This window comes from Micromonospora aridisoli (genome assembly GCF_056150025.1).
The window spans coordinates 615,111-628,813 of the sequence record NZ_JAXCFK010000001.1 but is presented as its reverse complement, the minus strand read 5'-3'; the positions used below and the strand labels follow the sequence as shown (position 1 = coordinate 628,813).

General features: G+C 72.9%; 8 protein-coding genes. 1 reads left to right on the top strand and 7 read right to left on the bottom strand.

What is annotated here, in order from left to right; translation table 11 throughout:
* Nucleotides 1-5: 5 nt before the first annotated feature.
* The 4 genes from atzF to SM447_RS02865 all read right to left on the bottom strand — a co-directional run bounded on the left by atzF (nt 6) and on the right by SM447_RS02865 (nt 6,430).
* Complete coding sequence (atzF, locus tag SM447_RS02880) at nt 6-1,949, bottom strand: allophanate hydrolase (RefSeq protein WP_474571116.1); 1,944 nt, start codon at nt 1,947-1,949, stop codon at nt 6-8.
* 75 nt (nt 1,950-2,024) lie between these two features.
* Nucleotides 2,025-2,690, bottom strand: a complete 666-nt coding sequence (locus SM447_RS02875) for a GntR family transcriptional regulator (RefSeq protein WP_474571115.1) — start codon at nt 2,688-2,690, stop codon at nt 2,025-2,027.
* 45 nt (nt 2,691-2,735) lie between these two features.
* The gene (locus tag SM447_RS02870) at nt 2,736-4,616 is read right to left on the bottom strand and encodes a DUF6311 domain-containing protein (protein ID WP_474571114.1); all 1,881 of its coding nucleotides are present in this window, start codon (nt 4,614-4,616) and stop codon (nt 2,736-2,738) included.
* Entirely contained in the window at nt 4,616-6,430 is a 1,815-nt protein-coding gene (locus SM447_RS02865) for a DUF6311 domain-containing protein (protein ID WP_474571256.1), read from the bottom strand. Before SM447_RS02865 ends, SM447_RS02870 begins: the two co-directional genes overlap by 1 nt.
* Nucleotides 6,431-6,873: 443 nt before the next feature.
* Between SM447_RS02865 and SM447_RS02860 the strand changes: the two genes are divergently transcribed.
* Nucleotides 6,874-8,076, top strand: a complete 1,203-nt coding sequence (locus tag SM447_RS02860; protein WP_474571113.1) for a hypothetical protein — start codon at nt 6,874-6,876, stop codon at nt 8,074-8,076.
* A 126-nt stretch (nt 8,077-8,202) separates the two neighbouring features.
* Here the strand turns inward: SM447_RS02860 and dxs are convergent, their stop codons facing one another.
* The 3 genes from dxs to SM447_RS02845 all read right to left on the bottom strand — a co-directional run bounded on the left by dxs (nt 8,203) and on the right by SM447_RS02845 (nt 13,607).
* Nucleotides 8,203-10,155, bottom strand: coding sequence for a 1-deoxy-D-xylulose-5-phosphate synthase (dxs, locus tag SM447_RS02855; RefSeq protein ID WP_474571112.1), 1,953 nt, complete (start codon nt 10,153-10,155; stop codon nt 8,203-8,205).
* Nucleotides 10,156-10,263: 108 nt separating this feature from the next.
* Nucleotides 10,264-11,484, bottom strand: coding sequence for a class I SAM-dependent RNA methyltransferase (locus SM447_RS02850; protein WP_474571255.1), 1,221 nt, complete (start codon nt 11,482-11,484; stop codon nt 10,264-10,266).
* Nucleotides 11,485-11,549: 65 nt separating this feature from the next.
* Nucleotides 11,550-13,607, bottom strand: coding sequence for an APC family permease (locus tag SM447_RS02845; protein WP_474571111.1), 2,058 nt, complete (start codon nt 13,605-13,607; stop codon nt 11,550-11,552).
* Nucleotides 13,608-13,703 lie beyond the last annotated feature (96 nt).

Below are 13,703 nucleotides of genomic sequence, written 5' to 3'. Positions count from 1 at the left end.
GTCCGTCAACTTCGGTGTGCCGTGGCCCGGCGGTAGGCCCGCCAGCCGCCGGCGGCGCTGATGTCCTCGGCCCCCGATTCGACGGCGTACGCCTCGCAGAGGAAGCCGAGCACGTCCCGTCCGTCGTGCAGCCGCACCCAGCCCAGCGAGAGCGGGGCCGGCACCCCGACCAGCAGCTCACCGACGGCGGCCACCGGCAGCCGCCAGAGCTCGACCTCGATCGGGTGTCCGTCCGGGTCCTCGGGTGCGACCCGGACCAGGCCGGGCAGCCCGTCACCATCCGCCGTCTCCAGCCGGTAGAGCCGGTATCGCGGCGCGGTACGCGCGGCACCGGCGAGGGTGGCTCCCCGCTCGGTCAGCTCCGCGTTGCGGGACTCGCCGGTCAGGTGCCGCCCGACGACGGCGATCAGCACCCGCGCGGACGCGGGCGCCGGGTTGGTGGGTACCGTCGTCGGGCTGACGCCCGCCGTGGCCGGCGCCGCCGCGTAGTCGGAGGCGGGTGGATCGGTGGCGGGGCCGGCCTTGTCGGCGGCGGCGTCGGGAGCGGCTGGAAAGGTGGCGACGTCGATGGCCGCGGTGACCGCCGCTTCGGCGGTGGCCCGGGTCGCGGCGGTGAAGGCGGCGGCGATCCCGGCCAGGGTGGTGTCGCTGAACGCCGGGCCGAGCAGGGTCAGGCTCGCCGGCCGGCCCGCAGCGGTGAACCCGTTGGGCACGGTCACCGCCGCCAGGTCGAGCAGGTTGGCGAACTGGGTGTAGCGGCCGAGCGTGGTGTTGCGGCGGATCGGGTCCTCGGCAATCTCGTCGAGCGTGAACGTGGTGCCGACGGTGGGCACGACCAGCGCGTCGATGTCGCTCCACAGCCCGTCGACCCGGGCCCGTAGCTCGCGCAACCGGTGCTGGGCTCGGAAGACGTCGATCGCGTCGTAGCGCCGACCGGTCTCCAGCACGGTCCGGGTGACCGCCAGGACGGCCTCGGGGTGTTCCCGCAGGAAACCGTCGAGCGCGGCGAGCCGCTCAGCTACCCACGGCCCCTGGTAGAGCAGGTCCCCGGCCTCGAAGAAGCTGCGCACCGGCACCGTCCTGGTCTGACCGACCAGACCTCGCAGCGCCTGCACGCCGGCGGCGAACCGGACCGTCTGCCCGGCGTCGCCGAAGAACTCGAGGTCTTCTGCGCGGGGCACCCCGAGGCGTAGCGTCCCGGGCATGCGGGCCACGACCCGCTCCGCCGGCAGCGGACGCCCCCAGGGGTCGGCCGCCGAGACGCCACGCGCGGCGTGCAGCACCTCCACCGCATCGGCGACGTCGGTGGCGAAGACGGAGACGCAGTCGAGCGAGCGGCAGGCCGGCACCACCCCGGCCGTGCTGAGCAGGCCACGGCTGGGCTTGAGACCGACGATCCCGTTCAGCGCCGCCGGTACCCGACCCGAGCCGGCGGTGTCCGTACCCAGCGCGAAACTCACCTGGCCCGCGGCGACCGCGACCGCGGAGCCGGAACTGGAGCCACCGGCGATCAGCCCACCACCGAAGACGCTCTCACAACTGCCGTACGGGGACCGTGACCCGGTCAGTCCCGTGGCGAACTGGTCGAGGTTGGTCTTGCCGACGAGCAGCGCACCGGCGTCGAGCAGCCGGCGCACCACCGGGGCGTCCTCGGCGGCGGGGTACCCGAAGTCGGGACAGCCGGCCGTGGTGATCATGTCGGCGACGTCGATGTTGTCCTTGACCGCGAACGGGATCCCGTACAGCGACAGGGTGGCGGGGTCGGCGGTGGCCGCGAGCTGTTCGGCGCGGGCGAGCAGCCGCCCGGCCGGCACGGTGCTGATCCAGACCGGCCCGCCGTCGGCTCCCGCCAGTCCGGAGAGGACGCGTTCCGCAACGTCGACGGGGGTCAGGCCGCCGTTCCGGTACGCCGACCGCAGCTCCGCAACCGATCCGATCCGCTCTGGCATACAGTCGATTGTCGACTGTTCTGTTACGACGAACGACGCGGTACGTAACGACGCCATGACGGGCGGCGGGTGGGCCTACCCGAGATACGACCGGGCGCCGTGGTCGGACAGCACGGCGAGAACCACCTCCGGATCACCGGCGGCGACCGCTTCGAAGAGGCGCTCGTGCCGGTGGACCCCGTCGGCGGGACGCGCCGCCTCCGCCTCGCGGCGCAGGTTGATCGCCATGTAGAGCTGCAACTTCACCAGGATCGAGTCGTACACCGCGGAGAGCTGCCGGTTGCCGGCCAGCGCCACCAGCGCGACGTGGAACGCCCGGTGCGACTCGGCGACCGCCAGCCGGTCCCCGGTCCGGTTCGCCTCGCGCATCTGGTCCAGCGCCGCCCGCAGCCCGGCCAGGTCGCTCTCCCGCCGCACCGGGATCGCCGACCGCACCGCGAAACGTTCCAGCACGTCGCGCAGTTCGTACAGCTCCCGGACGTCGCGGTCCGACAGGGTGGCGACCCGAACCCCCCGGCGTGGCACATGCTCGACCAGGCCCCGCTGCGCCAGCAGCCGCAGTGCCTCGCGCAGCGGCGCCCGACTGATCCCGAGCCGTCGGGTCAGCTGCTCCTCCACCAGCCGTTCACCCGGGTCGCTCCGGCCGCTGAGGATCTCGCGGGTCAGCCGGGCGACGGCCAGCTCCACCAGACTGACACTCTCCAGCTCGCCCTCTGCCGGCGATGCGGCCACGTCGCTCACGCCGACGAGTCTGCCACCTGTCCCCGTGGCACCCTTTCGGACGCGTCAGCTCGCGAGTTGCCGGACGTCCCAGACGAGCGCGCCGTCGACCTCCCGGGGCGGACCGAGCAGGGCCTCGACCGTACGGCGCACCGGGTCGGCGTGGTGCAGTCCACCCTGGACCACCACGGCGGCGCGCCAGTGCCGCAGGTCGGTCGCCGCCTGCCGACGGTCGGCGTCGCTGATCGGCGGCACCTCGCCGGTGTCGGCCACCCGGCGCAGCAGCAGCGACGTGGGTCGGTCCGGCGCGCCCCAGCGCGCCGCCGGATCGTCCGGGGATCGGGGGCCGATGAAGAAGCCGCCCGGGGCGGTGAAGGCCAACCCGGTCCGGGCGGACCAGAGCATCGCCGGACTGCGACCCGCGTTGGTCACCGGCGGCACCGGCACCAGCGTCCGCCCCGGCGGCACGTACGCCCGCCAGGTCCCCTCCGCCACGAACGCCGGAACCGGCCAGCTCGGGACGGTGCGGATAGGTGTCGGCACCAGCGGCAGCAGCGCGGCGGCCACCGCGCCGGCCCACAGCAGCCGCACCGGCACCGCGTCCGGTTCCGCTGCGCCAACGGTGACCGGGTGCCGGCGTACCCGGTCCAGCGAGAGGGCGACCAGGATGCCCAGCACCGGTACGCACACCAGCGAGAACCGGGCCGGCACCACGTGGTCGAGCAGTGGCAGCTCGGCGATGAGCCGGTACGGTCCGGGCAGGTCGGTGAGCACGCCGTCGAGGCGTACCCGCGCACCGAGGGAGAGCAGGGCGAACACCACCCCGCAGGCGGCGAGTGCCCGGACCAACGGTCGCCGCCACAGCCAGATCGTGACGACCAGCGCCAGTACCAGCAGCCCCGGCCCGAAGAAGGAGTTCTCCTCGGTCGGGTTGGGTGCCAGCAGGCCGGGCAGGCGATGGTCGCCGAGGACGGTCTGCCGGGCCGTGGCGGTGAACGAGGCGACGTCCAGCTGATAGCCGTACGCATGGAACGGCATCCCCCGGTAGTGCCCGGGACCGAAGAACTGGAACCACAGCGGATAGGCCAGCAGGGCCACCGCCACCAGCGCGCCGACGGCGATCCGACCGGCCGTGGCCGGGGCCAGCCGGCGGGCGGTGGCCCGATCGGCCAGCGCGTACCCGAGGACGAAGACGCCAGCGGCCAGCGCCACGAAGAGCAGCAGTTCCTCACCGAGGAAGACCTGGTACGTCACGACCAGACCGAGCAGCACGCCCCGGCGCCACACGCGCGACCCGACGCCCGACCGTGCCCCGACGCCCCACCGTGCCCCGACGCCCAACCGTGCCCCGACGCCCGACGGTGCCCCGGCCGGCCCGGACCGGTCGGGCACGAACACCAGCGCCAGGATCACCGGCACCAGGAACTGGGCGGCCATGTGCAGGTGTGACCCGGCCTGGGCGACCATGCCGGGGGCGAAGCCGCAGACCACACCGCCCACCGCGGCGGCCGCCCGGGACCGCACCAGCCGGCGACGCAGCAGCACGTACCAGGCGGTGGCCGTGCCGGCGAGGCACCCGACCACCGCGACCCCGAACGCCACCTGGGAGCCGAAGAGCAGCGTCACCGGGGTCAACGGGACGCCCAGCCCGAGCACCGAGGTGTTGGCCATCAGGTTCACCCCGCCGGGCGCGTTCAGCGCGTCGCTCCACAGCGGGTTCTCCAGGCCGACCACGGCCCGGGCGGCGTGGGCCAGCATCCATTCGAAGAGGATCTGGTCGCCGGCCTGGTGGAAGAGCCGGTCCGGTCGACCCCACTGCCGGCTGGTCAGCCACGTCGCCAGCGCCAGGTAGCCGGCCACCACCGCCAGGTCCGGGGTACCCGCAAGAAGCCGCCCGCGACGGCGGTCGGTGACCTCGACTTCCCGCTCGGCCGTACCGACCGACATCAGGCCCGGCGGTCGGTGAGTGACCGTACGTCCCACACCCAGACGTCCAGTTCGAGCCGGGCCGGGCCGACCAGTTGCTCGACGGTCTGCCGCAGCGGCTCGGAGTGCGGCTGCCGGACCGGCAGCACCAGCACCGCCGCCCGCCAGTGCCGCAGTTCGTCCAGGGAACGGCGCCGCTGCCGGTCGTCCAGTTCGGGCGTACGACCGGTGGTGGCGACCTCCTCCAGCAGCTTCCCGACACCGCTGGGCCGGCCGCCGAAGCGGCCCGGGTCGCCGGTGTTGCCGTTGCGTGGGGCGAGGAAGTAGCCGCCGGGAATCTTGAAGTCGAGGTTGGTGGAGGCGGCCCAGCGCATGCCGTGGGTGTTCCCCATGCTCGGCACCGGGATCGGCACCAACGTCTGGTCCGGTCCGACGTAGGCGCGCCACCGGTCGGAGGTGATGAACTCCGGCACCGGCGGACGGGAGGTCATCGGCAACGGCATCGGGGTGATCGGCAGCAGCGCGAGCACCAGGCCGGCGACGGTGAGCGTGCGCACGGTCCGCTTGTCCATGGACAACGTGCGGGTCCGCTCGATGGCCAGGGCCAGCAGCACCGCCACCACCACGCTGGTGATCATTCCGAACCGCGTCGGCACCACCGCGTCCAGCAGCGGCAGCCGGACCAGCCATTCCCACGGGCCGACGACCAGTTCCCGGTCCCACCAGGTGATCCGCTCACCGAGGGAGAGGACCGTGTAGAAGACGGCGGTCGCGGCGAGTGCCCGGACCAGCACCTCCCGCCGCAACCAGAGGACGATGCCGACCGCGATCAACGCCAGGCTCCACCCGAAGAAGGCGTTCTCCTCCGAGTAGTTCGGGGCGAGGTTGACGTTGGCCCGCTGGTTGCCGCCGATGGTCGGCGAACCGGGGGCGAAGTACGCGGCGATGTCGTTGCCGTAGTCACGCACGGCGTCGCTGAGCCCGTGGTACGCCATCGGCCCGGCGAACTGGATGTACAGCGGGTACGCCAGCAGCGAACCAGCGATCACCGTGCAGGTGGCCAGCGCCTTGGCCAACGGCCGCCAGGCCGCCGACCAGAGCCCGGGCCGCTGGACGACCACCGCGATCAGGAAGATCCCGCAGCCCATCGCGGTGAAGAGCAGGATCTCCTCGTTGATGAACGCCTGCACGCTGACCAGCAGGGCCAGCACGGCACCGTCGCGGTACGGGCGGGTCGACCGGGTGATCACCATGACGCGCCAGACGATGAACGGCAGCAGGAACTGGCTGATGATGTTCGGGTGCCAGCTGGCGTGCGACAGCATCGCCGGCGAGAAGCCGCAGAACCAGCCGCCCACCACGGCGGCGAGCCGGTTGCTCACCACGTGCCGGGACAGCACGTAGTACCAGGCCGAGGCGGTTCCGGCGAGGCCGAGCGTCACCAGCAGCACGAAGGTCACGGCCGGCCCGAAGAGCAGGGTCACCGGCACCATCGGGATGCCCAGGGCGAGGATGGCCGTGTTGGCCATCAGGTTGACCCCGTCCGGGTAGTTGAACTGCTCGGTGAAGAACGGGAACTCCCCGTGCAGCACCACCCGCACCGAGTGGGCGAGGAAGAACTGCACCTGGGCCGGGTCGCTGCTGTAGAGCGAGGCCACCCGCCCGGCCGGGTCCACCCAGATCTGGCTGGTCACCCAGAGCGCGGTCAGCAGGAACCCGCCGAAGACCGCGAGATCGCGGCGACGGCGCGTCCAACGGAACCGGCGTCGGCGGGCCGGCGCGGCAACGCCGGTGTCGGTTCCCCGCGTACCGTCCGCCGGTCCGGCGTCGGTCAGCTGCCGGGTCGTCCCGGCCTCGGTCGCCGGGGCCTCGGTCGCGGGTGCCGGGGCCTCGGTCGCGGGTGCCGGGGCCTCGGTCGCGGGTGCCGGGGCCTCGGTCGCGGGTGCCGGGGCCTCGGTCGCGGGTGCCGCCCCGTCGACCGTCGGTGCCTCCGGCGCGGTCCGGACAGCACCGTTCCCCCCGTCACCCACGGTGACGACTTCGGACGGAGAGTCGGCGACGTCGGCAGATCTCGGCGGCGCGGCGGCGCGGGTCTCAGCAGGCGTCACAGTCGGCGGAGTCTACCCGAGTAGGGAAATAGCCCCAAAGTCGACGCGGTGTCCGCTGTGGTCGGTCCGCACCCGCGCGACGCAGCGTAAGGCGACACGAAGCGTCGCCGGGACATCTCGTACTATTGCCCTCCGACACGACAACGCGATCCGATCGGGGGGCGTGACAGGTGGCTCCAGCCCGCTGGCGCGGCTTCACCGCCACCGGCCTGTCCACCCTGCTGATCGCCGCCACCGCCTGCGGGCCGGTCGCCGACCGTCAGCCGCGGGACCTACGGGTCGGCTACGACAGCATGGACGGTTCGTTGACGGTCTGGCCGCCGCGCGGATCGCTGGCCGAGGACGCCGCGGCGACAGCCGCCGTGACCGAGGCGGTACTCGACTGGCGCTCGCCCGTGGACGATCGGGTGCACGTGCCCTCCTCCGGCATTCTCTTCTCCGGTGAGGTGGACGGCGTACCGTTGGCCCTGGTCGCCGCGTCGGTACCCGGCGAGGCCGCGTCCTGGCTGTTGCAACTCACCGGCGACGGTGACGGGTACGTGGTCAGCCACGCGACCGAGTACACCGATCCCGGTTACCTGGTCTACTCCGACGTGTTGCCGGTCCAGTCGCCCGACGGGCGGCGGTATCTGACCTCCGAACGGGTCCGGCGGCTGGTCGGGCCGAACGGCCGCGTCGTGCCCGGCGCCGACGGCCTGACCGATCCGGTCGAGGTGCCCCGGTGTCGGGCGGCGACCGTGACGGCCACCCTGCGCTCCACCGAGTCGCTGCCCCGGGGTCGGACCGCCGACCGGCTGCTCGACCTCGGCACCGGCACCGCCGCACCCCGCTATCCGCTGGTCCGCGACGAGAGCGGCTCCGGTCGGCGCGCCCTGACCGGGCTCGACACGTGCCTGCTGGCCGGCGAGGACGGTCCGTTCGGCAGCCTCCTGCGGCGCGTCGGCGACCGGGACGTCCCCCAGTCGGTACCGGCGTCCTGGCCGAAGGCGAAGCTGGCCGTGCGTACGCTCGGCGAGCTCACGCTCGACGACGGCGAGCCGGCGGGCGAGTTGGAGCAACTGACCTGGGAGAGCGCCGAGGGCACCATGAGCGCCGTGGTGTACCGGCCGGCCGGTGGCGGCCCGGTGGTGCTCTCCCCCGCCGACCGGACCAACCCGTTGCAGGTCTACGAGCTGCCGGTGCCGGATCGGCCGCTGGTCGTGCTGAGCTGGCGTGCCACCAAGGACACCACGCTGTCGGTGCCGCCGAACACGACCCGTCTGGTCGACCGCCCCGGCCTGGTGGTGGCCCCGCTCCCCGAGCGCCGCGAGACCTTCAGCCTCGCCGCCGACGAGAAGACCCACTACCGCTCCGCCGGCTCCCCCCGCCGCTGACCCCTCCCCTCCCCCTAGACCTCGTTGATCATGAGGTTGTTGTCCCGCCACGCCGGACGGAGCGACAACAACTTCATGATCAACGAGGCGGCACGGCGCGCGTGTGCGGCACCGGGTGGGGTGGGGTCAGTTGGGGGTGGGGGTGGTCTGGGGGACGAAGCGGGGCGGGTTGACCGCATCGGTGTCGAGGCGGGAGATCCAGCCGGTGACGTCGCGGGCCACGTCCTGGGCGGTCAGGCCGAGGTCGGCCAGGATCTGGCTGCGGGAGCCGTGCGGATGCCAGCCCGCCGGCACGCCCAGGTCGCGCAGCGGCACCCGGACATCCGCGTCGCGCATCGCCTGCGCGAGAGCGTCGCCGACCCCGCCGACCCGGACACCGTCCTCGACCGTGACCACCAGCCGATGCTCGGCGGCCAACTCGACCAGCTCCGCCGGCACCGGACGCACCCAGCGCGGGTCGACCACGGTCACCCCGTAGCCCTGCTCCGCGACCCGGGCGGCAACCTCCGTGCCGAGCTGGCCGAAGGCGCCCACGGCGACCAGCAGCACATCGGTACGCGCCGACTCCACCAGCACGTCGACCGGCCCGACCCGGCGTACGGCGGGCAGGTCGGCGGGGACCGCACCGGTGGGGAAGCGGACCACGGTCGGGCCGTCGTCGACGGCGACCGCCTCGCGCAGCTCCTCACGCAGCGTGGCGGCGTCCCGGGGCGCGGCGATCCGCAGGCCGGGCACCACCCCGAAGACCGACATGTCCCAGATGCCGTAGTGGCTCGGCCCGTCGGGACCGGTGATGCCGGCGCGGTCCAGCACGAAGGTGACCGGCAGCTTGTGCATCGCCACGTCCAGCAGGACCTGGTCGAAGGCCCGGTTCAGGAAGGTCGCGTAGACCGCCACCACCGGATGCAGCCCGCCGAGCGCCAGGCCGGCCGCCGAGGTGGCCGCGTGCTGCTCGGCGATGCCCACGTCGTAGGTGCGCTCCGGGTACTTGCGGGCCAGCTTCGCGATGCCGGTCGGCTCGGCCATCGCCGCGGTGATGCCCACCACGTCGGGCCGCTCGTCGGCGATCGCGACCAGCTCGTCGGCGAAGACGTGGGTCCACTTCAGCGACGGCGCAGCGGTCGACTTGCCGGTGGCGATGTCGAACGCGCCCGGACCGTGGAAGCAGTCCGCCTCGTCCTCCTCGGCGGGGCGGTAGCCGTAGCCCTTGCGGGTGACCGCGTGCACGATCACCGGGCCGCCGAAGTTCTTCGCCGCCCGCAGCGCCGTCTCGACGGCGGCGACGTCGTGCCCGTCGACCGGGCCGACGTACTTGATGCCCAGGTCCTCGAACATCGCCTGCGGTGCGACCGCGTCCTTGATGCCCTTCTTGACCGCGTGCAGCACCTCGTACATCGGCTTGCCGACCAGCGGGGTCGAGCCGAGGGCGTCCTTGACCGTGTCGAGGACCTTCTCGTAGCCGGGGTTCAGCCGCAGCGTGGAGAGGTGGTCGGCGAGACCGCCGATGGTCGGCGCGTACGAGCGGCCGTTGTCGTTGACCACGATGACCAGGGGGTTGCCGGTGGCCGCGATGTTGTTCAGCGCCTCCCAGCACATGCCGCCGGTCAGCGCGCCGTCACCGACCAGCGCGACGACGCTGCGCGACTCGCCGCGCAACGCGTACGCCTTGGCCAGCCCGTCGGCATACGACAGGGCGGTCGAGGCGTGCGAGTTCTCGATGATGTCGTGTTCGCTCTCGGCCTGGTTGGGGTAGCCGGAGAGCCCGCCGCGCTGCTTCAGCTGGTCGAAGCCCTCCTGCCGGCCGGTGAGGATCTTGTGAACGTACGCCTGGTGGCCGGTGTCGAAGAGCAGCCGGTCCCGGGGAGAGTCGAAGACCCGGTGCAGGGCGAGGGTGAGCTCCACCACGCCCAGGTTGGGCCCGATGTGCCCGCCGGTGCGCGACACCTTGGCGATCAGGAAGTCGCGGATCTCGGCGGCGAGGATGTCCAGCTCGGTGGCCGACATCCGCTTGACGTCCTGGGGACCCTGCACCGTGGCCAGCAGCCGGCCGTGGTTGGCCGTGTCCTCTTCAACACTCATGACCGCAGAGTCTATCGGCCCTCGCGCACCCCGCAGCCCGGGCGCGGCGACCAACGGGACTGAGCACCTGATCAGCCCCGCACCCGTGGCCGGCGTGGCGACCTGCGGTCAGGCCGGCGAGAATAGCCCGACCAGTTCCACGTGCCGGGTCATCGGAAACAGGTCGTACCCGCGCAGCGTCGTCAGCCGCCAGCCCAGCTCGGCGAAGACCCGCAGGTCCCGGGCGAACGCGGCGGGATCACAGGCCACGTACGCCACCGCCCGCGGCCCGGCGGCCACCACGTCGCGCACCACCCGGGCACCGGCGCCGGTCCGGGGCGGGTCGAGCACCACCACGTCGACCGGTCCGGTGACCCGGCGACGGGCCAGCGCGGTCTCCACCCGGGCGGCCACCACCTCGACGGTGGGCAGGTCGCGCAGGTTCTCCCGGGCCGCGGTCACGCCGTCGCCGGCCGCCTCGACCAGGGTGACCCGCCCACCCTCGCCGACCCGATCGGCCAGCGCGGCCGCGAACAACCCGGCACCGCCGTAGAGATCCCAGGCCCGCTCCCCCGGTCGCGGGTCGGTCAGCTCCAGTACCGCACCGACCAGGGTGTCCGCGGCGGCCGGGTGCACCTGCCAGAACGACGAGGCGGGCAGCACCCACTCCCGGCCGGCGGCCCGTTCCCGGACCCGCTCCGGGCCGCTGACCCGGCGGCTGGCCCCGGCCGCGACGGCGGTCACCGCCACGTCCCCGCCGGTGGTGGCGACGGCCTCCACCGCCTCGTCGTCCGGCCAACTGGCCCCGGTGGCGGCGAGCACCGGCAGCTCCTGGATGGCCGGGTGGGCGATCAGACACCGGTCGATCGGCACCACCTCGTTCGACCGGTGCTTCAGCAGCCCGGCACGGCCCGCCGCGTCGACCGCGTAGCGGACCCGGGACCGCCACCCGAGCGGTCCACCCGGCAACGCCACCACCCGTAGGCCCAGCGCGTCGCACTGGGTCTCGTCCAGGCCGCCGAGGCGGACGAGTTGCTCCCGCACCACCGCCGTCTTCCAGCTCAGCTGGGCGTCCGGGGCGACGTGCTGCAGGTCGCAGCCGCCGCAGCGGCCCGGTCGCGCGTACGGGCAGGGCGGGGTGACCCGCTCCGGGGCCGCCTCCAGCACGGTGACCGCGTCGGCCCGGACGAAGCCCCGGTGCACCTCGGTCACCTCGGCCAGCACCCGCTCACCGGGCAGCGCGTGCCGGACGAAGACCACCTGGCCGTCCACCCGGGCCACGCAGTGTCCCCCGGGGGCGACCGCCGCCACCGTCAACTCGACCCGCTCGGCCTCCTCCAGGCCGCTCATCGCCCCCACCTCGCCACGCTCGGCGTCACGAGGCACCACCGCCCTGCGCCGCACGACCCGCCCGCTCATCGCGGCTCCCCGTCCGCTCGCTCGCCGTCCAGCGGCGGCACGACGGGTGGCAGGGTGCCCCGCGGGGCGACCCGGGGGCCGCGGACGGGACCACGGGTGAGCGTGGCGTCCATCCGGTCCAGGTCCTTGCCGGCCGTCGAGGCGAGCTGCCACGGCACGCTGGTCACCATCACCCCCGGCTCGAACAGCAGCCGGCCCTTGAGCCGCAGCGCGCTCTGGTTGTGCAGCAGGTTCTCCCACCAGCGTCCCACCACGTACTCGGGGATGAAGACCGTGACCACGTCGCGCGGCGACTCCCGGCGGACCCCGGCCACGTAGTTCAGGATCGGGCGGGTGATCTCCCGGTACGGCGAGTCGATGACGGTCAGCGGGATCGGCACGCCCCGCCGTTCCCAGTCTGCCTGCAACTGCCGGGTGTCGTGGTCGTCGACGTTGACGGTCACCGCGGTGATCGTGTCCGGTCGGGTGGCCTGCGCGTACGCCACCGCCCGCAAGGCGGGTTGGTGCAGCTTGCTGACCAGCACGATGGCGTGGTTGCGGGCCGGCAGCACCGGCCGCCCCTCGTCGGGGGCCAGCTCCTCGGCCACCCGGTCGTAGTGCCGCCGGATGGCCAGCATCAGCACGTAGATCAGCCCCATCGCGACGAGGGCGATCCAGGCGCCGAGCAGGAACTTGGTGATCAGGACGATCACCAGCACCGCGGCGGTCATCGCCATGCCGAACGCGTTGATCGCCCGGGACCGCAGCATCCGGCGGCGCACCAACGGATCCCGCTCGGTCCGCAGCAGCCGGTTCCAGTGCCGGATCATCCCGGCCTGGGAGAGGGTGAACGAGACGAAGACACCCACGATGTAGAGCTGGATGAGCTTGGTCACCTCGGCCTGGAAACCGATGATCAGCAGGATCGCGAAGCCGGCCAGGAAGAGGATGCCGTTGGAGAAGGCGAGCCGGTCACCCCGGGTGTGCAGCTGGCGGGGCAGGTAGCGGTCCTGGGCGAGGATCGAGCCGAGCACCGGGAAGCCGGTGAAGGCCGTGTTGGCCGCCACGAACAGGATCGTGGCGGTCACTCCGACGACCAGGAACAGCAGTACCGAACCGGGCCCGAAGATCGTCTCACCGAGTTGGGCGGTGACCGTCTTCTGCACGTACCCGTCCGGGCCGGCGACGATCTGTAGCCCCGGATCCTCGACGAACTGCAGGCCGGTGAGCCGGGCCAGCCAGATGATGCCGACCAGCATGGTCACCGAGACCAGACCGAGCATCAGCAGAGTGGTGGCGGCGTTGCGACTCTTCGGTGCCTTGAACGCCGGCACCCCGTTGGAGATCGCCTCCACGCCGGTCAGCGCGGCGCAGCCGGAGGAGAAGCTACGCAGCAGCAGGAACGCCATCGCCCAGCCGGTGGTGTCGTGCCACTCGGCGGCGATGACCAGATCTGCGCTGGGGGCGCGCAGGTCCTCACCGAGCACGACGATCCGGACCAGGCCGGTGACGATCATGCCGATTATGACGATCATGAAGCCGTACGTCGGGATGGCGAACGCGCTGCCCGCCTCCTTGATCCCGCGCAGGTTGACCGCGGTCAACAGCACCACGGCGCAGACCGCGACGAGCACCTTGTGGGTCGCCACGAAGGGAATGACCGAGCCGAGGTTGGCCACCCCGGAGGCGACCGACACGGCGACGGTCAGCACGTAGTCCACCAGCAGCGCGCTGGCCACCCCCACCCCGGCGCGCGGACCGAGGTTCACCGTGGCCACCTCGTAGTCGCCGCCGCCGGACGGGTAGGCGTGCACGTTCTGCCGGTAGCTGGCGACCACGGTCAGCATGACCACGACCACGCCGAAGGCGACCCACGGCGAGAACACGAACGCCGAGGCGCCCGCGATGGAGAGCATCAGCAGGATCTCGTCCGGCGCGTACGCGACGCTGGACAGCGCGTCGGAGGCGAAGACGGGCAGGGCGATGCGCTTCGGCAGGAGGGTGTGCTTCAGCCGGTCGGACCGGAACGGCCGGCCGACGAGCAGCCGCTTCAGCAGGGAGGTGGATCGGGCCACAACGGCAAAGCGTACGACCACCGACGGCGGGCGCGTGGGGTGGCCGGCTGCGGGCGGCCCCGATGCCGGAGTACCGTCGGTCCCCGTCCGTGGCCC

Excerpts from the sequence above, each read along its gene's own strand:
- atzF (WP_474571116.1), bottom strand. The coding sequence starts at position 1,949 with ATGCCAGAGCGGATCGGATCGGTTGCGGAGCTGCGGTCGGCGTACCGG.
- SM447_RS02870 (WP_474571114.1), bottom strand. The coding sequence starts at position 4,616 with ATGTCGGTCGGTACGGCCGAGCGGGAAGTCGAGGTCACCGACCGCCGT.
- dxs (WP_474571112.1), bottom strand. The coding sequence starts at position 10,155 with ATGAGTGTTGAAGAGGACACGGCCAACCACGGCCGGCTGCTGGCCACG.
- SM447_RS02850 (WP_474571255.1), bottom strand. The coding sequence starts at position 11,484 with ATGAGCGGCCTGGAGGAGGCCGAGCGGGTCGAGTTGACGGTGGCGGCG.